The organism is Lysinibacillus sp. FSL K6-0057, assembly GCF_038630885.1.
GTDB lineage: Bacteria > Bacillota > Bacilli > Bacillales_A > Planococcaceae > Lysinibacillus > Lysinibacillus fusiformis_F.
Map to the genome: position 1 here is coordinate 2,775,345 of NZ_CP152047.1, position 20,730 is coordinate 2,796,074.

22 protein-coding genes are annotated in these 20,730 nt (G+C 39.6%); 5 read left to right on the forward strand and 17 right to left on the reverse strand.

The annotated features are described in order from the left end of the window. Positions 1 to 33: 33 nt before the first annotated feature. Positions 34 to 927 (reverse strand): LysR family transcriptional regulator, encoded by an 894-nt coding sequence (locus tag MHB40_RS13640; RefSeq protein WP_342532527.1) that lies wholly within the window; start codon positions 925 to 927, stop codon positions 34 to 36. Positions 928 to 1,066: 139 nt separating this feature from the next. Here MHB40_RS13640 and hutG point away from each other — a divergent pair, with 139 nt between their 5' ends. Both hutG and gltS read left to right on the forward strand, forming a co-directional pair. Then, positions 1,067 to 2,032: a formimidoylglutamase gene (gene hutG, locus MHB40_RS13645; protein WP_342532528.1), complete on the forward strand. Its 966-nt coding sequence runs from the start codon at positions 1,067 to 1,069 to the stop codon at positions 2,030 to 2,032. Then, positions 2,029 to 3,213, forward strand: coding sequence for a sodium/glutamate symporter (gene gltS, locus MHB40_RS13650; protein WP_205443946.1), 1,185 nt, complete (start codon positions 2,029 to 2,031; stop codon positions 3,211 to 3,213). Before hutG ends, gltS begins: the two co-directional genes overlap by 4 nt. A gap of 48 nt (positions 3,214 to 3,261) precedes the next feature. Here the strand turns inward: gltS and MHB40_RS13655 are convergent, their stop codons facing one another. The 7 genes from MHB40_RS13655 to MHB40_RS13685 all read right to left on the reverse strand — a co-directional run bounded on the left by MHB40_RS13655 (position 3,262) and on the right by MHB40_RS13685 (position 9,998). Continuing rightward, complete coding sequence (locus tag MHB40_RS13655) at positions 3,262 to 4,524, reverse strand: polysaccharide deacetylase family protein (RefSeq protein ID WP_342532529.1); 1,263 nt, start codon at positions 4,522 to 4,524, stop codon at positions 3,262 to 3,264. Positions 4,525 to 4,836: 312 nt separating this feature from the next. Then, positions 4,837 to 5,253, reverse strand: a complete 417-nt coding sequence (locus MHB40_RS13660) for a hypothetical protein (RefSeq protein WP_342532530.1) — start codon at positions 5,251 to 5,253, stop codon at positions 4,837 to 4,839. Positions 5,254 to 5,524: 271 nt separating this feature from the next. Beyond that, positions 5,525 to 6,361 (reverse strand): serine hydrolase, encoded by an 837-nt coding sequence (locus MHB40_RS13665; RefSeq protein ID WP_342440718.1) that lies wholly within the window; start codon positions 6,359 to 6,361, stop codon positions 5,525 to 5,527. 78 nt (positions 6,362 to 6,439) lie between these two features. Beyond that, positions 6,440 to 7,057 carry a histidine phosphatase family protein gene (locus MHB40_RS13670; protein WP_342532532.1) on the reverse strand — a complete coding sequence of 206 codons (618 nt, stop codon included), beginning with the start codon at positions 7,055 to 7,057 and terminating at the stop codon, positions 6,440 to 6,442. A gap of 32 nt (positions 7,058 to 7,089) precedes the next feature. After that, positions 7,090 to 7,509 carry a DUF3995 domain-containing protein gene (locus MHB40_RS13675; protein ID WP_342532533.1) on the reverse strand — a complete coding sequence of 140 codons (420 nt, stop codon included), beginning with the start codon at positions 7,507 to 7,509 and terminating at the stop codon, positions 7,090 to 7,092. A gap of 93 nt (positions 7,510 to 7,602) precedes the next feature. Further along, a complete protein-coding gene (locus tag MHB40_RS13680; protein ID WP_342532534.1) occupies positions 7,603 to 8,112 on the reverse strand; it encodes a helix-turn-helix domain-containing protein in 510 nt (169 codons plus the stop codon). 197 nt (positions 8,113 to 8,309) lie between these two features. After that, positions 8,310 to 9,998: an AAA family ATPase gene (locus MHB40_RS13685; protein WP_342532535.1), complete on the reverse strand. Its 1,689-nt coding sequence runs from the start codon at positions 9,996 to 9,998 to the stop codon at positions 8,310 to 8,312. Between the two features lie 93 nt (positions 9,999 to 10,091). Here MHB40_RS13685 and MHB40_RS13690 point away from each other — a divergent pair, with 93 nt between their 5' ends. Beyond that, entirely contained in the window at positions 10,092 to 10,523 is a 432-nt protein-coding gene (locus tag MHB40_RS13690; protein WP_205443959.1) for a hypothetical protein, read from the forward strand. A gap of 613 nt (positions 10,524 to 11,136) precedes the next feature. Here the strand turns inward: MHB40_RS13690 and MHB40_RS13695 are convergent. From MHB40_RS13695 to MHB40_RS13710, 4 genes are all read right to left on the reverse strand, one after another. Further along, positions 11,137 to 12,066, reverse strand: coding sequence for a WYL domain-containing protein (locus MHB40_RS13695; protein WP_342532536.1), 930 nt, complete (start codon positions 12,064 to 12,066; stop codon positions 11,137 to 11,139). Between the two features lie 399 nt (positions 12,067 to 12,465). Then, on the reverse strand, positions 12,466 to 12,780 hold the full coding sequence (locus MHB40_RS13700; RefSeq protein WP_205443961.1) for a YbjQ family protein: 315 nt from the start codon (positions 12,778 to 12,780) through the stop codon (positions 12,466 to 12,468). Continuing rightward, on the reverse strand, positions 12,780 to 13,271 hold the full coding sequence (locus tag MHB40_RS13705; RefSeq protein WP_342440724.1) for a nucleoside 2-deoxyribosyltransferase: 492 nt from the start codon (positions 13,269 to 13,271) through the stop codon (positions 12,780 to 12,782). Before MHB40_RS13705 ends, MHB40_RS13700 begins: the two co-directional genes overlap by 1 nt. A 12-nt stretch (positions 13,272 to 13,283) precedes the next feature. Then, positions 13,284 to 13,718 (reverse strand): GNAT family N-acetyltransferase, encoded by a 435-nt coding sequence (locus MHB40_RS13710; RefSeq protein WP_342532537.1) that lies wholly within the window; start codon positions 13,716 to 13,718, stop codon positions 13,284 to 13,286. Positions 13,719 to 13,901: 183 nt separating this feature from the next. Between MHB40_RS13710 and MHB40_RS13715 the strand changes: the two genes are divergently transcribed. Both MHB40_RS13715 and MHB40_RS13720 read left to right on the forward strand, forming a co-directional pair. After that, complete coding sequence (locus MHB40_RS13715) at positions 13,902 to 15,068, forward strand: immunity 26/phosphotriesterase HocA family protein (RefSeq protein ID WP_342532539.1); 1,167 nt, start codon at positions 13,902 to 13,904, stop codon at positions 15,066 to 15,068. Between the two features lie 111 nt (positions 15,069 to 15,179). Then, the gene (locus tag MHB40_RS13720; RefSeq protein ID WP_342532540.1) at positions 15,180 to 16,214 is read left to right on the forward strand and encodes a YdcF family protein; all 1,035 of its coding nucleotides are present in this window, start codon (positions 15,180 to 15,182) and stop codon (positions 16,212 to 16,214) included. Positions 16,215 to 16,276: 62 nt separating this feature from the next. Here the strand turns inward: MHB40_RS13720 and MHB40_RS13725 are convergent, their stop codons facing one another. The 5 genes from MHB40_RS13725 to MHB40_RS13745 form a co-directional block, all read right to left on the reverse strand. Next, a complete protein-coding gene (locus MHB40_RS13725; protein ID WP_342532541.1) occupies positions 16,277 to 16,744 on the reverse strand; it encodes a hypothetical protein in 468 nt (155 codons plus the stop codon). 21 nt (positions 16,745 to 16,765) lie between these two features. After that, positions 16,766 to 17,233 carry a DUF4259 domain-containing protein gene (locus MHB40_RS13730; RefSeq protein WP_342440729.1) on the reverse strand — a complete coding sequence of 156 codons (468 nt, stop codon included), beginning with the start codon at positions 17,231 to 17,233 and terminating at the stop codon, positions 16,766 to 16,768. Between the two features lie 258 nt (positions 17,234 to 17,491). Then, positions 17,492 to 18,292 carry a hypothetical protein gene (locus MHB40_RS13735; RefSeq protein ID WP_342532542.1) on the reverse strand — a complete coding sequence of 267 codons (801 nt, stop codon included), beginning with the start codon at positions 18,290 to 18,292 and terminating at the stop codon, positions 17,492 to 17,494. A 17-nt stretch (positions 18,293 to 18,309) separates the two neighbouring features. Beyond that, positions 18,310 to 19,005: a DUF4274 domain-containing protein gene (locus MHB40_RS13740; protein ID WP_342532543.1), complete on the reverse strand. Its 696-nt coding sequence runs from the start codon at positions 19,003 to 19,005 to the stop codon at positions 18,310 to 18,312. Between the two features lie 15 nt (positions 19,006 to 19,020). Further along, complete coding sequence (locus tag MHB40_RS13745) at positions 19,021 to 20,682, reverse strand: DUF6138 family protein (RefSeq protein WP_342532544.1); 1,662 nt, start codon at positions 20,680 to 20,682, stop codon at positions 19,021 to 19,023. Positions 20,683 to 20,730 lie beyond the last annotated feature (48 nt).

Here is a 20,730-nt window from a genome sequence, read left to right on the forward strand (position 1 = left end):
TTCTAACAAAAAGGAAAATTCATTACTATGGACTTACGTCGTTTTATTTTCAAAAAATTGTAAAATATCCTTCAATAATTGTCGGATGGCTAATGGTAAATGTCGGTTTTTCAAGTACACTAGATAGACATTTCGACTTAAATTCACACCCTCAATTTCTTTTTTTACAATCGTTTTGGCAGTCGGCCCTTGCAAGTAATTTTCAGGTAATATGGTCACACCTAAATGTTCTCGTACGAGCGATACAGCCGTTTCAAAACGCTCAATTTCAAATTGAATATTGATGTTTTTACCAGCCTGTTCAAATGACGTTAATATATCTCGTCTTGTTTGAAAGCCCTCGGTACTAATAATAAATGGTTCTTCACAAATATCTGAGATGGTTAGAACCTCCTTTTGGGCTAACGGATGATGTAAAGGTAACACTGCGACCAATCGTTCTTCATATAAGGTTTGAACTTCTAACTCTGGATCATCCATTAGCTGATTGGTGATGATTACATGAGTTTTATAGCTTTTCAAGGATTTTTTCACCCGCTTACTGCCTAAAATATCGACTAAATGAATTTTCATTTGTGGATAGTCTTTTTTATAGTTGGCGATTACTTTCGGGAGCCAATGCTTGATCGATTCCATGCCCCCAATGGTGATGTCCTTCGTGCCATGAACAATCACTTCATCCATTTCAATTTTCAATACTTCCATATTTTTCACAATAACTTTTGCCCGTTCAAAAAGTAACTCTCCTGCTTCTGTTAATTGCAGATTTCTAGTATTTCTTTCTAATAAGGGGGAGCCAATCTCTTGTTCTAATTTTTTGATAGCATTACTTAAGGAAGGCTGCGAAATATGCAGTCTTTCTGCGGCTTTTGAGAAATTCATCTGTTCTGAAACAGCGATAAAATAGTGTAATTGTTTAATGTCCACCTATAGATACCTCCAATATTTATAGTTAAAAGCTATAGATTAATATTAATTATATATTAGTAATTATAATTATGTGAATATATAATGAATTACAACAATACTTTTTCTACAATAATATTAACAATGGGGTTGATAAATTATGTACACACTGACAGATCAAAAACAATGGAAAGGCCGAATAGATTCAACGACAAATACAAGCAGTTTTCGTTTACACCAACAAGTTAAAAGATTGGCGATTAATGATGTAAGCGCTTCAGATAAGAAAAGCGCTGCACTCGTTGGTTTTATCTGCGATGAAGGGGTACGTCGAAATCAAGGTCGTGTAGGTGCAGCAAACGGACCAAACGCACTGCGAGAAGGATTAGCAAGTTTACCGTGGACATTTGAGGACGATCAACAAATCATTGATGTTGGCAATATCGTTTGTCTGAACCATGCGTTAGAGGATGCACAGCGTGAGCTTGGTGAAGTAGTAGCAACAGTACTGCAAAAAAAATTAGCATGTGTTGTGCTAGGTGGCGGACATGAAACGCTGTATGGCCATTATGTAGGCGTTCGTTCTGCCCTACCGAAGGATGCTAAAATCGGCATCATTAATATAGATGCTCACTTCGATTTACGACCATACGATGAACAAACTTCGTCAGGTACGATGTTCCGCCAAATTTTAGAGCAGGATCCACACGCTGACTATTTTGTTGTTGGTATCCAACGCTATGGCAATACAAGAGAACTTTTCGAAAAAGCCGATGAATTAAAGGTGAAGTATGTTTATGAAGATCAAATGACAGTAGCCAACCAACAGCAATTATCGGATGAATTACAGCACTATATGGAGCAACATGATTATATTCTTTTAACATTATGTATGGATGTCTTGAATGCTGCTTTCGCTCCAGGTGTAAGTGCTCCTTCACCGTTTGGGCTTGACCCATCGACTGTGCGCACAATCCTCCAACAAGTCACTTCACACCCACACACACATTCATTTGATATATGTGAGGTCAATCCGTTATTAGATGAAAACGGACGTACAGTGAAATTAGGTGCTTATTTTGTGTATGAAGCACTGAACAACTTACTTAGGAGGCAAGGTTCATGATCGAAATTAATCAAATTACAACGGTGTTTCTAGCCGTTGCACTCTTTGCATTGGGTGGCTTTCTTATTAATAAAATAGGCTTTTTAAAGCGTTTCTGTATCCCAGCTCCCGTGGTTGGTGGTTTATTGTTCGCTGCCCTTGCTACCATCTTAAAAACAACGGGTATCCTAGAAATATCCCTTGATACTTCTTTACAAAGCTTATTTATGATTACTTTCTTCACAACAATTGGCTTAGGTGCAAGCTTTAAACTAGTAAAGCTCGGTGGAAAATTACTCATTATTTACTGGCTAGCATGTGGCTTCCTAGCGTTAATGCAAAATGTCATTGGGGTATCGCTTGCCTCACTCATGGGCATTCATCCTTTAATCGGAATGATGGCTGGAGCCGTTTCTATGGAGGGTGGTCATGGAGCTGCCGCTGCATTTGGACAAACTTTAGAAGATTTAGGTATTTCTTCAGCCATGACAATTGGTGCCGCTGCCGCAACATGTGGTCTAGTTGCTGGTGGTTTAATTGGTGGTCCAATTGTCAAATATTTAGTAGGTAAATACAATTTAACACCAGATGAACAAGAATCGGAAGAAATCGAATATGAGAATAAACATGAGCAAATTACATCGGATTCGTTCTTTACACAAGTCTTATTAATTACTTTCTGTATGGCTGTCGGTACGTATGTCGGCACACTATTCTCAGAGGCAACAGGCTTCGTTCTGCCAGGCTATGTGGGAGCTATGTTTGTAGCTGTCTTAGTCCGCAATATGATGGACAAATTCAAACCAGAAGCAATCAATATGAAGAGTATCTCATTAATTGGTGATGTCACATTAGGTGTTTTCCTTTCCATGGCGCTAATGAGTATCAAGTTATGGGAAATTGCTGATTTAGCGCTTCCATTATTTATCATTGTCTTTGCTCAAGTATTCTTTATTGTTGTATTTAGTATTTTTGTATTGTTTAAATTACTTGGCAAAAACTACGATGCAGCTGTTATGGTAGCTGGTTTTGCAGGACATGGTTTAGGGGCCACACCAAATGCCATGGCCAATATGTCAGCCGTTGTGCAACGCTTCGGTCCTTCTAAAAAAGCATTTCTTGTCGTACCGATTGTCGGTGCCTTTTTAATCGACGTATTTGGTATTCCAATTATCATTACAACGATCAATTTATTTAAATAAAAAAGAGCTTTGCAGTCGTCCAGTGTAGACGATTGCAAAGCTTTTCTATTATTGTAATATCTCACTTACTGTGACAAATTCATAGCCTTGTTTCTGTAAATAAAGAATGACATTATCTAAACCATTGGCTGTCGTTTGATGGATATCATGCATTAAAATAATACTACCATCTTTTACAGAGGCTTTGACATACGCTAAAATTTTATCTGGATTGTGATGTTTCCAATCCAGTGTATCAATCGACCACAAAATCGAAGGGATGGTCATGACAGAACGTACTTGTTCATTGGTTGCTCCGTACGGTGGACGAAAAACGGTTGGATACTGCCCAATGGCTGCATAAATAGCGTTACTTGTGCCATTGACTTCTTGTTTAACACCTGCTATTGATAAGGTCGTTAATTTTTTATGGCTCAAGGTATGGTTGCCGATTTCGTGTCCTGCTTCATAGACTTGCTTAACGATTGCAGTATTTCTTGATACATTTTTACCTACCATAAAGAATGTAGCCTTGGCATCGTATTTTTTTAACGTTGCCAAAATTTGTGGTGTCACCTTGGCATCAGGTCCATCATCAAATGTTAAAGCTACCCGTTTTTTTGCACCTTTCGCCACTGGCACACCTTTATTATAAACTTTGTTATCTATTAACTGAATATCGGCTAGCTCAGAAGCTTTGACATACCCTTTTTGGTCGCCCGCTTCTACATAGGCCCAGCCTGCAAGTGTTATGTAATACTGGACAGTTGTTTTATTGGCAAGTGTACCAAGAACTTCTCCGTTTGGACTCGCTGTTAAACGTAATTCAGCACCAGCCACAGCTTGGATTCGTTTCTTTGTTGGGACAGGTTTTTTTAATGCGTTTGTCGCTACATACCCTATCTCCTCGCCATATTGAACGAAAGACCAGCCTCCAGGTGCTGTGCCATACACATAAATCATTCGTCCTTCATAGAGCTGTCCTACATGCTGGGCATGTTGACTTGGGGCTGTAAATAAAGTCGTACCACCCTTTTGAATCACTAAGTAACCCTCAGACTTCAGCTTGACTAAAACATCAGATGTGACATAGCCCTCCTGCTCTGGCGTTTGAATATGTGTCCATCCTTTACTTGCTTGTGTTACTGAAACAAAGCTTCCTTTTGATAATTCCCCAATCTCCGCACTATTCGTAGAAGCTTCTTCATAGATTACCGCATCTTTGGTAACCTTTTGAATCACCACTGACCCTTCAGCACTTGCTGAAAGTTGCCCAGCCAATATGCATATCATAAACGTCAAAACGACTGCATAGGGTAAAAATTTTCTCATTGTTCTACACCGCCCTTAGATGTCTTCCATGTCTGTTTGCTAAAAAAATGTTAAGATTTAACTTTCATTATAGAGGAAACATTCATACCAGAAAATAGTAATAATCAACTAGATTCCCTATTGCAAGGCTACTCAAAACGTATTTTAATAAATACTTATACATTCCTCCTTCCCGTTTTTCTACGAAACTATGCATAGTTTATGATAATTCAATGATGTCGACTTATTTTGTTAGTTCCTATTTTGAGAATGGATCAGCTTCGTGCTGCTACTAATGAGCCGTTGCTACTAAGAATGGAGCGGTACTATTACTTAGGTGAGCGGCTTTCTTCTCTTTCGGAGCGGGTTCACCTCCTTTATGAGCGGCTCCCTCCTCACTTGGAGCAGATTCACCTCCTCTTTGAGCGGCTCTCTCCTCATTTGGAGCGGGTCCACCCCCTTTATGAGCGGCTCCCTCCTCATTTGGAGCGGGTCCACCTCCTTTATGAGCGGCTCTCCCCTCATTCGGAGCGGGTCTCTCTCCTCTTTGAGCAGCTCTCTCCTCATTTTGAGCGGGTTTGCCACCTTTATGAGCGGCTCTCTCCTCTTTTGGAGCGGGTTCACCTCCTTTTTGAGCGGCTCTCCCCTCTTTTGGAGCGGGTTTCTCTCCTTTTTGAGCGGCTCTCTCCTCTTTTGGAGCGGGTTTGCCACCTTTATGAGCGGCTCTCTCCTCTTTTGGAGCGGGTTCACCTCCTTTATGAGCAGCTCTCTCCTCTTTGAGCGGCTCTCTCCTCTTTTGGAGTGGGACCACCTCCTTTATGAGCGGGTCTCTCCTCATTTGGAGCGTTTCCATCACTTTTATGAGCAGCTCTTCTCAGAAATAGATCCCCTTGCTCGTATTTAACAACAAATTTCTAAAACCTGGATTATCTACTACCGTCCCTAAAATATACAATGCCCTCCTTTCTATTAAGACGCTGGGAGCCATGAAAAAGTTGAGTTTTTTTCATTATTTTTCCTCTTATAGAGCTTTGTATGCAGTGAGGGCATCCTCGATATGTGGGGGTGGGGTCCACATATAGCTTGGGGCATTGGTTGTAATGAATAAAAAAGATTTCCCTTCTTTTTCGATTATGGACGCCAGACACAGTCCTGCTTCGGGGGTATAGCCTGTTTTTCCACCTAGTATTGGTCCGTCTTGACCAGGCAATTTTGTAAATAATGAGTTTGTAATTATTAATTGGTTGGGTACATGGGTTGTGTAGCTTTTCGAGGTAAAGATTTGATAAAAGATAGGATTTTCTAACGCATAACGTAGAAGTTTACTGATGTCCCGCACGCTGGATACATGTGCCTCATCATGTAGGCCACTGGTGTTAACAAAATGTGTATCATGCATGCCTAATTCCTGTGCCTTGTTATTCATCAACGTGACAAATTTATCCTCACTGCCTGCCACAGCATCTGCAAGTGTTCCGGTTGCATCGGCACCTGAGGCAAGGAGTGTGCCATACAATAAGTCCTCCATCGTGACAAAATCTCCTGCTTGAAAGCCTGCCATCGAAGCATTTTGTGCCGTATAGTTCGCAATCGTTCGGGGTTCTACAATGGTTTGTGTTTGTAAATTATCTGTCATCTCTATGGCAACGATAGCTGTCATGATTTTTGTTAAGGATGCAGGATAAATAATAGCATCCGCATTTTTTTCGTATAATACTTCGCCCTGTTCATTGAGTAACAAAGCATTTTGACTATGTAATGATGGCAGTTCTAGATGAGCGAGTTCATATATTTTGTTTGTATAATAAAATAAGAAAACCACGATACAAAGACAGCCCAATAACATCCATTTTTTCATAAAAAACGCCTCCTACACATTATAATAGGCGGCATTTCTTAATATTCCTTGAGAAAAATGAGATGAACTCAAATATTTTCACATGTAAAAATCATCTTCGTAATTTGAACTAATTCTTGTAATCTCTTTATTAGTTAGTTTGAACAATACATCTTGAGAAACCTCTAGCTTGAGAGCCTCTTCTTTGTTTAGACCAGCATAGACGCCGCGCAAAATACGCCCCGTCAAACCGTGCGAGACAACAATTACTTTTGAAAATGGTTGAATCTCTTCAAGCAAAGCAGTTAGTCTGCTCACAACAGCTTCATAGGTTTCTCCATCTGATGCACGAAAATACCAATTGAAGGCATCCGTGTTCGTTAATAAAGCAGGCCAATTTTGCTGTATTTCTGCCATGGTTAAGCCAGCCCATTGTCCCACAGCAACCTCTGTTAAACGTTGATCCTGCTTCACCTTGTTAATGTTATAGCCAAGCGTTTCACAAAGTATGACTGTGCTCTGCATGGCTCTTCCCATTGGACTTGATAGGATGGTCCATTCATCTGCATCGCCAATGAGTGATTTCAGCATGCGTGCATTTTGCTGAACTTGCTCCCGGCCACGCTCTGTTAGTGGTGAATCAAGCTGTCCCTGATATCTCCCTTGTGTATTATAATTTGTCTCACCATGACGAAGTAAGTAGATTATTTTCTCCATTTTATTTCCCCCATCCCAAAGTAAAATAGCTGTTAAAACAACACCAGTACATAGACCAAGCTAAGAAACAAACATAACGGACTATACCATTTCGAATCATTTTGAGCAAACTTGGAATGCTTAATGGTTTTAAAAAAACCAACATATTTAAAATCACCAATTGCTCGTATCAAAAATACCAGCGCACAAACGATACTGCCTACTTTTGAAAAAATAGAGGCTTGAAAAAATGTCATCCACCCTCCTTGAACAAGGATGATACTACTTGCTAGCAACACCAGCATTGCTACACAGAGCGTTCCCCATTTCCTAGGAACAAAAACGGCTTGTTGGCTGCCTTCTTTCATAGGAATAACAGCTTCTGTACCCCATCGACCACCAAAAGCCCAATAAATATGTATTACACTAATCAGCCATAATAGTCCCACTGCGACAATTGATAAAATAAACATGTTCTACCTCCCTATTCACATTTCCATACGCCATCGTATGTTTTGGCGATAAATATAGTCCCTCAAAGCTTATGTCGGCTCTGAGAGACCTTCTTATTGTAATAGGAGCTTAATCATCTTTTCGAGATCGAAATGAGGATTGGCTTCGAATCGTGTCATCCAGCCAATATAGGTTAAATAAGCCAATCTTGCACGGTCAGTAGATTCATTTATATCTACACCACTTTTTTGATAGAGTGTCGCCACACAGTCAATTCGCTGCTCCTCTATTTGAACGATACGCTTTGCGACATCTGGATCATATTTGGACCAAGCATAAATGCCTATCTCCATTTTTTTATTTTTGTGAAAACTTATCCGTAAAAGCTGTTCTAAAGTAGCATCTTCTTGCTCCATGCTTTGAATAATGGCCTTTGTCGCATGGGTTTCCCAATAGTCAAGCATGGCATCTAATAGCTGTTGACGATCACGAAAATAATGATAAAAGCTCCCCTTGCTAATGTTTAATGATCGAGCAAGTGCTTCAATACGTACTTTATGTATGCCCGCTTCTGCTAATTGCTCTAGACCCGCTCTAATCCAATCTTCTTTCAATACTTGCATGATTGCCTCCAAAAAATACGATAGCGTATGTTTTGTCTTATATTACCACCTTATGCATCCCTCATCAACTTTTATCGTTTTTATGGCGAACATTAATATGATTATTCACTGTAACATGGACTGTTACCACTCGTGGTAAAATACATGCACACACTATAATAAGCGCAATCAATTTTTTCATTCGTCTACTCCTTGTCTTAAAAAGTATTATCAAATAACTTTTCTGCAATGCCCTGTAAAATATCTTGCTCCTCAAATGTCATAAGTTCATCTTTCGTGATTGTTGCCTGTTGAATCAATCGGGTTGATTGGATTGTCACTAGTTTTTCAAACAAGTTTCGAATATAACGACCATTCGAGAAATTAGGGATGGTTTCAATTGGCATATGACGTAGCTGTGCTTTCATATGTTGGGCAAATGCATCGCCAAATTGATAGTCGTTCGTTTGACAAAGCATCGCAAAGATATCATAGAGTTCATCAGTGCTAAAATTATCAAATTGTACAAAATGATTAAAACGAGATTTAAAGCCTGGATTAGATTGTAAAAATTCCTCTATCAGCTCTGTATAGCCAGCAACAATAATTACTAAGTCATCACGTAGATCCTCCATTGCCTTTAATAAACTATCAATTGCTTCCTTCCCAAATGCATCCTGTTTATCATTTATTAATGCGTAGGCTTCGTCAATAAAAAGTACCCCACCCTTCGCTTTATTGACGACTTCCTGAACCTTTAACGCTGTTTGTCCAACATAGCCAGCGACTAGCCCCGCACGATCTGTTTCCACAAAATGCCCACTTGAAAGGACACCAAGATGCTTGTAGATTTGGCCAATAATACGTGCCACCGTTGTTTTACCTGTGCCTGGATTGCCTGAGAAAACAAGATGATAGGTAATAGGAAAGCTTGTTAAACCATGATCCACACGCAGACTTTGAATTTTAATAAAGTTAATTAAATTATGTAATTCCTTCTTTGCATTTGGAAGACCTACAAGACTATCTAATTGTTTTTGTAGCTTGGCAATCTCTTGCTCGACTTCAGGTGTAATGCGTAATCGTTCGTCGTTGATAAATTCTCCACTATAGATGATTTTGCCCTCTTCATTAAAATAATCGCCTCGTCCATGTTTTTTGCCTTGCACGAGGTCACCAATATAGGAAGCCTGCCCATTGGCATAATATAACGTTCCTTGCCCTGTCATCACATCCTCTTTAAATTGCCCTTCCGCTTCTAGAATCCCATCCCTAGCATATACTTTGCCTTTACCATGCTTAAGATCTTCAAAAAAATGACCTTCATAGTGGAGTGTTGTTACCCCACGATCAAGCTCCTCAGCTGTTGGTGATTCTGTAGGATAATACAGCTTCCCAGCCCCTTGCATATGATGCCAAATAAAATCACCCTCATATTGTAATAATCCATTTGGATAATATTGCTTACCTTTTCCTTTTTTCATGCCGTGGACAAAATCACCCTCATACTGTGGTTGATTTAAATGTGGGTACTGTGATCGCAGTGCTTGATAAGGGGCCGTCACATCCTCTTCATAATATAGAATTCCATAACCATCCATTAAATCATTGCGAAAATGACCTTCATAATGAATATGACCATCCTTGTATAAAATGCCATGACCTTGTTTTTTATTTTGAATGAATTCGCCCTGATAAATGAGTTGTCCTTTTAAATACATGATGCCATTGCCTTGCTTCATATGATTGACGAATTCACCTTCGAATAATAGTTCTCCTTCTTGATCAAATAGCGAGCCCTTGCCGTCATAGATATCGTGGCCAAAATCATTCTTTTTGACGCCACCTCGATACATGACCGTTCCATTTGGATAAAATAGTTCTTTTTCTTCATGATTATGTGTCATTTAATTGCCTTCCTTCATCATTTCAGTATATGCTCAATTATAGCGTGGAAAAGAATACATATGTGTGAATTTTTAGAATTTAAGGAGACGAGCATGAAAAAAAGATACAAGCTACTTCTAGGCATTTTACTACCACTACTTATTCTGTATATCTCGACAATGTTGTTAACACGAGACACTGATTTTACAACAGAGGTAACAGAACGTCTCGAAATGGAGGAAATTTATGAAATTGAAATCATTCGTTCCTCAGATGAGAAAACATTGACCATTACTGATGCAGCAGAAATCAATCAAATGATGCAGCCATTAAAGAACCTACCTTTAAAAAAAGTGTGGTTTTCTAAATCCAATTCTAATGAAGCTTACTGGCTGACATTATCGATCAATGATGGCAGGGAAATTGGCTTACGTTTAGATGATAATCAGCATTTATTTGTATATTTATATGAAGAAAACTACATGAAAGATTATAAACTTGCTAAGGATGTCGATATGACATTCATCAAGCAATTGTTTCAGTAATCGTAAAAACCCGTGCGCAAATGTACGGGTTTTTCATGTTGTTGAAAAAAGATGATGTCAACGGCAGAAAAAGCAACTTTGCAAGGTGAGGGGTTGATTTCCGTTCCGCCAGCGTCCTTTCCAGGGGGCGTCCGATGAGCCGCTTCACTCACTTACGTTCGCTCCAGGGTCTCCTCTGTGACGCTCAATCCCCTAGGAGTGACGCTGGCTCCACTCCAATCAACCATTCTGCAAAGTGTCTTTACTTTTTTTCATAGTAGCATAGCGATAAAATCGCCTATTATCTGTATTCTTAGAGGAGATAAGCTCTTATTTTCAATGTGGAGAAGTGATGCGTGACAACACCTCTTCATAAAGAGTCGTGAACACCTTCCCTTTATTTGAAAACCTTTGCTAAAAAGGTAACACTTTTGTGGGTTGGAGTGGAAGGCTACTTGACTCCCGTGGGATAGCGAGACAGGCGAGCCCCTACACGGAGCGGTAGCGGAGGAAGCGGCTCGGCGCTCGCCCACAGGAAAGCAAGTAGCCTGCAACGGAAATCCATTTCTACCTTTCAATTGACTGTTTTGTTTTTCAACACTAAGAAAAACCCGTGCGCAAATGCAAGGTTTTTTTATATGCAACGATAATTTTGCTGCATAGCTTCGATGATTTCAATAATCTCTTCTCTCAGTTCAATTGGCTCTAATACCTCTATATCGGCTCCTTGACTTAACAACCATTCTTTCATGCCATGTCCTAATACTTCTGCCTCAAAAACATATTCATGCTTGTTTTTGGAAACTAGGTTGGCTGTTGGGAAACGACCGTAAACAATTTGAGGAGATTGGCCTTTATAGAGAATACGTATATGAGTAAGCTCATTAACATCCTCTACTCGTAATTGATTTACAGCGGGAAATTGAAATTTTATATCCATTTCACGAAAATGCTGAATACGATCCATTCTGTAAACAGTTGGGGTGTCTTGATTATCTGCCATTAAGTAAAAATAATGTGTTGAAAAGATAATAGCGAGCGGCTTTAAAACCTTTGTAGTTGGAATAGCTTCACCCTCCTGTAAATAATCAATGGTAATGACCTTTTTCTTTTGAATGGCGGCTGAAATCTCCCATATCAATGACAATAATGACTTATTATGATGGACATCTTCATACACAGCTTTTTCATTTAATAATATTTGATCCAGTTGATCTACTGCTACTTGTGAGAGAAGCTGCTCCATGATCTCACCGATATCAGACTTTATAAGAGCTTTTGATGCAATCAATATTTTAACGATGACCAGTACCTGTTCTTTAGATAAACGATTGCTTTCCTGATTCAATAATTTATACACTTTTTCTGTTCGCACATATTGTAAATGGCAATCAAGCTTAGCCTTTTCCAGATACGTACGAATCTCATCGATATCCCGTTGTATGGTTTTTTCACCAACCTGATGTGTCAATGCTTCCTGCTTCTTGTTGATTCCTTGGCCATTCATCAATCGATCAAACATCGATAGAACGCGATAGCCTTTGCCTTGTTGTGAATCTACCATATATCCCACTCTTCCTTCTATCATGCCCGGCTCGCAAGACATTGGACATAAATAGCCTTCCTACTATCAATTACGCCTCAGCGTGATTGCGTCCGGATTTTTTCGAGTTGCTCCAAAAGCTCCTCTTCAAAATCTGTGACCTCCGCTAGGGCTTTTATCTTGATTCAGTCGGTGTTTGGACACCCACTAAGATGGGTGTTTTCTGCTGAATCAAGATAAAACTTCTACTTTATTGGTATAATTTGTACTATACGCATCCTACAATAAATCACCATTCAAGCAGCACAATAGACTGTATTTCTGACATAATCAACTAAAATTTTACAGCATTTTAGATGAAGGTGTCACTTTTTAACCATTGAAAAAGGACTTCCATTGAATGAAAGTCCTTCTACTCTTTTATTTGAATTTTACAGCCGTTCCATATACCAATACTTCTGATGTACCATCCATTACAGAGGAAGTAGCATAACGAACGCCTACAATCGCATCTGCACCTAATTGTTTGGCTTCCTCAACCATTGCCTCTGTTGCAATTTCACGAGAGCGCACAAGCATTTCAGCATACTCTTTCATCTCTCCACCTACAATATTGCGAAGTCCAGCTATCATGTCACGACCAATGTTTCTGGATTGAACAGAATTCCCTTTCACCAGTCCTAATGTTTCAATAATATCTTTTCCTGCCACAATATCTGATGTAGCTAATAGCATCATGATGCCTCCCCGTTCTTTAGTTTTTGTATTGCTTTCACAGCCTCTTCAATAGAAGATGTTATCACGCCATTGCGTTTAATTAACCCAACAACAAATAAATTACGATAAACAAACTGATTCTCTAGCCCATCTCGGATCAGAGCCTCTATTTTTTGCATGTTGTCCCGCCCTTGCTGACGAACATCTGTTAGTACACCAATAATGGGACGATTCAGCATAGAAAACGCACCAATTTCTGCGGCTACACCTGAATCAATTTCCACCCCATCCAATACAGCTATCAGTACATCACTATTTTGTAGCATCTCTAAATCGGCTTGGGCAATGGCTAGGCTATCTGCATAGGCAGATTTATCATTGATGGCTTCATTCTCCTGGGGTACATACAATGCGATGCCTGGCACTGCCTCGCGAATAGCTGCTGCCAATTGTTCATTCACGAAACGATCCCCTAATGAAAATAATCCATTTGCTAAATATGCTTTCATGTTTAGAACTCCTTAATCGATTGTTTTTTCAAATATAATTTTATGTCTTCCTTTTTCATCACTAAATGTTGATAGTATATCAAAACCATGTTTGAGGTTGGTAATGAGCATGGCTTTGCGTGTATTTCTACCATATGTACGAACTTTGTGAAAGCCTAAAGTCTTGATATGTTCATGCTGTTGTTTCATTAATTGGCTTGCAATCCCTTGACCTCGTTTCGTCACATGAACGCCACCCAACCAACTATAAAAAACACCATCTGGATGTGGATAGCCTAGTTTAAAGCCGATTAATGTGCTACCTTCCACTGCCAATATGCAAAGAAGACCTTCTTTCTTTTCTAGCTTTTCGAGTGGCAAATTAGCACCATCAAAAACGTGTGCGTGGATTTTCTGTAATTGTTCAAGCCAAGCATAGGGTATGCCTTCTATCGTCACAATATGCATATTCATCACCTCCGTCTGTCATTATAGCAGTTCTATAGCCTGAAGAAAAAGATAGACATCTGCTCCAAAAGCAATTATTATCACTGCATAAAAGTAACTATTTTCCACCTTAGCTATTTTCGTCCTTCATCAATTTCAGTATACTGAACCAAAATAAGAAACGATAGTTAGGAGGAAGTCCAGTTGACACCATTTACTAGTTGGTTAACCAATTCATTGCGCCCTTATTTCGGCCTACATACCCTAGAAACACATTGGGAAACGATTCAGATTCGAGAGGATTATTTTATTTGCCTTGAAGGGGATCTCATTAAAAAAAGAATTTTCGTTAATGAGCATAGCTACCAAGAAGCAGATGTGGACATTTTAACACGTAATCGAGAAGTCATCGTCCCTCAAACCGCGCGTGGAAAAGAAAAGAAATTGAATTACACCAATATATCCGCTGTGAAAGCTGCAGGCGTTGTTTTTTCTGCTGGTCTAGGTAACCAAAATCATCCATCTAGCTCTATTACGGCTCGTAATACCAAAACATATTACCAGCTACCACTAACAGGCTTTGAGCATTTAACGACTAAATCGGCTCTCTTGAATTGGTTACAGCAATTTCCATCCCAGCTTCCTGCAGATTATTCAGCCAAGCTTGAAAAGCTAACAAAGATGAAAAGTCTACGCTATAAGACTGTGCCAGGCGATATTTTTCGTGTAGAAATCGATTTATTTGTGGACGGCTATGTGCTTGTCATTGGCGATTTACGTCAAATGCAAAAGGATCATCTCTTTGCAGAAGATAGTATTTGGCATAATGTAATGACAATGCCATTGTTCGTCCGGCCCTATTTGTTGACAACGACAGAGCGCGTGCCTTCTCTTGAAGAAATCATATCTGCTCCATTGGCCGCTCAAACCCATATTGTGATGGACGACCATTTTATGCGAGGGTGCTATGAAAAGATAGGTCACAAAATGTTAACAGCATCCGATATTGTATTCCCAATGGGCTATGGCGTGACACTAAACTATGGGAAAGAGCCTCGATATCGTCTATCCTGGGGAACAGGAAACATTAGTAAACCTGCACCTTCAACCTCATTTCAAACAGCTAGCCGTTTTACCAATCATGGTGTCTCTGCAGGCGTTGCCAGTGATTGGTTGAAACCAGAAGAAGGAATTGTAACAGCGTCGCTAGATCATCCGCACTTCCGTGAAGAACGTCAGCGGGCACTAGCTGAATTTAGTTTACCAGAAGATATCTCCTATGATGATTTTAATCGCCAAACTGGTGGATTGACGCGCACCCAATATATTGATTACCTCAATAAAACCTATCCTCGTACACACAAAAAATAGAGGGAGCTTCTAAATGCTCCCCCTTCACTTTTCATCGATGGTTGATTTCATCCAATAATTACTTATAATAAAGAGATATTAACCAACTCCATCACTTGAGGTGCATTTTGTATGTATTTTGGCATTATTCCACTGATTCTTTTCGTCGTTTTTCTCATTTCTTACTTCAAAGACCCAAGAAAAATGATCAACGGGCTATTATTTAATCTATTTGTCTGTTCATTTCTGCTATTCTGCGTCATCCTATCTTTAGCATCTGACCATTACTTTTTAAGGCTTATTGTCATTATTCCACTCATTGCTCTATTCATCCTAATTCCTTTTGGCATTGTTGCTTTAATGTTTGGTTTATTTTTAAATGCAAGAGTATTAATGAAGCGAGAAGGTAGACGTTTAGCCAATTCCTTAACACTACTCGTGGCGATTGGCATCTTATTATTTATCCTATTACCGATTATCAATCCAGCAAGTTTGTTTTCAATCCATCTCCAGCCCATTTTTGGTGGAATTTCACTCATTACGTTTTATTTTTTTATCCATTTATCCAATTTTTTATCCGCTTATTTTCTTTACCAATTCAATCGACCTCGATTGAACCAAGACTTTATTATTGTGCTAGGCAGTGGATTAATTAATGATAAGGTCCCTCCACTTTTAGTTAGTAGAATTCAAAAGGCAATGGATTTCTATCATAGGCAAGCAGCAGTGACTACACCACCTACCATTATTTTCTCTGGTGGACAAGGTCCTGATGAGAATTTACCAGAAGCTGAAGCGATGCAACGATATGCAATTGAAAAAGGCATTCCTATTGAGCATACACTTCAGGAGAACCGCTCTGTGAATACCTATCAAAATATGTTATTTTCTAAGCAGCTCATGGATGATCGAAAACAAGGTGACACCTACAACAGTATTTTTACCACAAATAATTTCCATCTATTTCGTGCGGGTATTTATGCAAGACTCGCGGGCTTAGATAGTCAGGGCATTGGCTCTAAGACAGCCTTTTACTATTGGCCCAATGCGATGATTCGTGAATATGTAGCGATTGTTGTGATGGCACGAAAACGCCATATGAAAATGATTGGACCTATTGTAATCATTTCCATAGCGTTATCTCTATTCAGCTTTGTCTTTATATAAAGTTCTATCATATGGATTCGTGCACTTTTTATAGAAAGTGTCACGAATCCTTTTTGATGCTGTCATACCCAAAATTTCTTCATCTGTTGCTCATATAATGTCTCATAGTAAAATTGGCGAGGATAGCGTTGTTCTTGTAATACCTGATAGAGAATGGATTGACCTTCCTCATAGCGAATCCCCTCATCACAATGATCAAATAGTTCTCGTGTCAGCTGTTTTACTAGGCGAACATCTTTTGTATTCACTCTCCAGCCAAATTGAATCAAATCATGTTGATCAAGTGGATCACGATAAGTATCAAGTACCACACAGACATGTGGCAGCTGCTTATTGGCAAATACCAAAACATGCCCTGTATGGATGGATTGATTCAAATAACGTTCGTAAATTTCTGCTATCGGCACTTGGATATCAAGCACATCTATAATGGCCTGTAAAGTTGGATGTGCTTGATAGTCATCACTTGCCTCATCTGGATATTCAATCAATTCCATGATTGAAGCCATTATCCAAAAATCATAGGTCACTTACACTCACTCCATGTGTTTTTATTGTGGCAAACGGCTAATCTCTTGTTCCATTGTCTGAATAAGGTAGGCTAAGTTGGACTGCCAGTCGGGCCAGCTCTTGGACTCTTGCCATAATTCTACAATCTCTCTACTACCATGCTGATCAGGTATTTCGTCTCTAATGTCCTGTAAATACCGTAATAGAAATGTCAATGAGCCTTCATCCGCTACCCATTGTATTTCCCCATCCTTCCTTTCTTGACCATAAATGGTACCCGTATTCAGATATTGACTATAAAGCTCTGCCAAAGCCATGGCACTTATATCGTAGAAAAAGTCAATTTCCTCAAAGGTTTTACCAAAAAAGCCTTGCTGTTTCATAGCCTGTATAATACCCGATAATGTTATCTCATTGGATTCCTTTTGCTGTTCCATAAACTCCTGTAAAAACGCCACTACATCTAAACCTTCATCACTTTCTAATGCTTTGTATCCCCATGCACCCATTTCATTGTCCTCTCCTTTTTACTTAATCTAATAAAGCTTTCGTAAAAATAAATGCTCAGTCCTCTGTAATTAAAATCTGCATATCGTCTGTGTATTCCACCATGGCAGTATTCCATTGAACATGTCCACAGAAACTATCAAATAAATAGGGAGCCACTTAGGAGCTGTTGTCAAATACGCTATTTGCTTTAAAGGTTCCCTCGCTACAAGCTTCAACGGTCTTTTGGTCAGTTTCTTCATCGAATATCGCTCCTTTTTTTATAAGTAGGAACCGAAGTAGAACTCCATCTTTTCTTGTGAATAGCCATCCTGTCCTCTCCAAGTAGCCATTGACATAAAATCAGTTCCCCGTCCGCGCTCCTTGCGATAATCATCCTTCGATACGAGTAAACCCGCATAACCCCAGATTTCCATTACCACATCTCGTTCATATTGATTGGACTTGAAAACTTCTTTCCAGCGCTTCTCAAGCTGTCTAGCTGCATCTGTGTCGTTACAGGATTCTATTGCCGCTACCATCTGTTTTAGCAGGGCTACGTCTTCCTCACTTACATTCAATGTCTGTTGTTCTTTCACTAAGCATTCTAAGTCTAGTAAACAATAGACGAGCCAATTGAGGCGAACCCCTCCCCACTTGATTCGTTCAAAATTAAGCACATTTAAATCTTCATTTTCATACGCTTCATTTGACATGATTTTCTGCTCATTACAGTAGCCACAACCACTATAGGAGGCCAATGCCACAGGTCGTTCATGATACGTATGCATTGGTAAATTATGAGTAAGAGCCCAGCTCGATAAGGCACTGCGTAAATGTACCTTGCGCGTCGATAAACTATGCAAAAATGCCTTCACCACAAGCTCCTTTGTTAAGGCTTTCTCGTGAAGCTGTTGCAACCTTTGTACACATTCATCGTGGGAAATCGTTAATCGATCAAACATCAAACCCTTACCTTTAGCATATTGAAAATCTTCTTCTGTATAGGTATATCCACCAGATCGCCATCTACCAGCTTGCCAATAGGTTTGCATTAATATTTTCCTTGCTTTCTGATCCATTGCTCTTTCCTCACTATCTATCGTTCTAATTTTTCCCGTAACATTTCCGCCATCTCTTTCCATGGTCGCTTCCAATCGGAACTCGCTATTTCTTCCTCTGTTAGTGTTAGCCAATACGCACCTTCCATTAGCTCAAACATGTCCATCATGGTAATAGGGGCACAAACTGGATTAGCTAATGCTGTGCGCATTGGCTCTGGTCCATCATCCCAGTTATAGTTATTGACAATGGCATGCAAAATGACAGCTGATGATACCTTGCTAATGTGCTGGCACATTGTATCGAGAGAATCCTCGTATAAAATGGTATCGACTTGCTGTTGTTCTACTGCATTCAAGGTTAGACGGATTGCACCTGGTGTTTCTAACAATAAATCTGCTATTCTAGCATGCTCCCTGGCTGCAAACCAAGCTGTAGCTGTAATCCCCTCTGGCATATGTAAATTTACACCCTCTGCAAGTAGTAATGAAATCACTTTTTCTTGCTTAAACTTTACAGCCTTTTTAAGCGCTGTATCACCTAGCTTGTCTCGTGCCTCCAAATCAATATGTTGTGCCATAAGAAGCTGGATTCCTTCTAGGGGCATTCGATTTGTTATAAAAAGCATCAACGGTGTTCTCCCTCGTGCATCTCGCTCATTTACATTTAGTTTACTTATGGCCTTTCGGACGACCTCTAGATCCTTGGATTTACTCACTTCCGCCCATTCCATTCGTTTTCCCTCCTTTCAGGAATCCATCCATTGCAGTAATTTCTCTAGTTCATCCTTTATGGGTGCTGATTCTTGCTTTAGTCGCTGTGCAAGCTTCTTGGAACTACCGAATATTCGGTATAATGCAAATGCACGCTGATAATCTTCTTTCTTCTCCAGCTCTTGTCGAAGCGCCACGAGTAAATCCAGTTCCCTGATGTCAATGGCCTTTAATGGCTTCGCCGATTCACTTGCACCAAGTAAAATAGCTACAAACACAGGCATTATCTCCACCGATAGACCATGAGCTTCGAGAAAAGCCTCCGCATAAGGATCTTGCACAGACTGATGCTCTGTATCAACGAGTAACATATAACGTTGAACAAGCGTAAAATAATCCCTGCTAGAAAGCCCTAATCCTAAAACTGCATAGGTACCAGGCATAGCTGATTTTTCGCTTGGCTCGACATCCTGATACCAAGCAAATTCCTCCATCGCGAGCTGTGCATAATCCGCCAATAATGGAAAAAGGTTCGGAAATTCTAGACAATTGGCGAAAAACTGATGAAGCTTTGATTTAGCTAACTTTTTGATAGGAAGGTAATTTTTCGCTTTACTCTTTAAAGTCAGCTTATAGCCCTTTGGAAAACCTTCCTTTAACAGTTGATTGATATAGCAAAGCGCTTCACGATAAGCTGCTTCCTCTTCTACCATCACTCGTATATCAATCGTTTGTAAAATATCATTTGCTTGTCCTTGGAATACATCTCGCTTTCTTATACTTTCAAAACGACCGCTTCCTTTTTCCAAATAATCAGCTGCCTGCTGCGAGCCAAGCTGCTTAGCAAGTTCCAAGTATTCTAATCGTGTGGCTGGCTCTTTTTGACCAATTTTCAACGCGACATAAAGAAAGAAATCTAGTTTTTCCTGCTCTAGTTGTTGTACTGGGTCCTCCGTTATCAATACCCACTCTTTCATGTAATCGCCTGTTTGTTCAAAATAGTGCGTTAAAAAATGCTCCTCTGCCCAGTGCTTAAACGCCATCGTATAATAATAAATCCATTGGTCTAAACGTTCTTTATTGGCACGATGCTTTTCTTGAAGTCGATGAATAAGTGGTTCGACTTCCTCAGCTGTTTGATGGAAAAAATGTGGATTGACCAAATACTGCGCAAAGAAAAATTCATCGTTATCACTTGGTCTGACTGGTAGCTCTGCCTTCACCTTTGTTTCTATAAATGTTGCCAGCACTTGTTTCGTTGACTCCAGTTTACGATTATTCAACAGCTCCTTTTGATATTGGAATACCGTTTTATCATCTTCAAATTCAAGTACCACCTGAAAGCGGTAATCAAAAAATCGGGGACCATATTGCTCAGATTGAAACATAGCCTCTATTTTTGTACATAAAGCCGAAAAAAGCTCCTCAATATGGTGTACGTTTGTAAACTCTTGTATATATGGACCCGCTTCCACCTTATAAGAACTATCACTCCAACTAAATGGCTCATAAACATCTATCAAGATCGTGCCATTAGGGCTTTTTCCCTTTTTCCAGGCGACTTTTAAATATTGAAAGATGCCTGCTTGTAACCTACTTTGCTCTTTCAAGTCTGTTATTCGTTTACTCTCTTGTTGATAAACAGCCGTGAGTTGCCCCCATACAGCCGCTAGAAAATGCTCTACACACTGCTTCACTGTACATCCTCGCTTTCTATTGTTAGAGAAAAATTTCTCGCTAAAGCC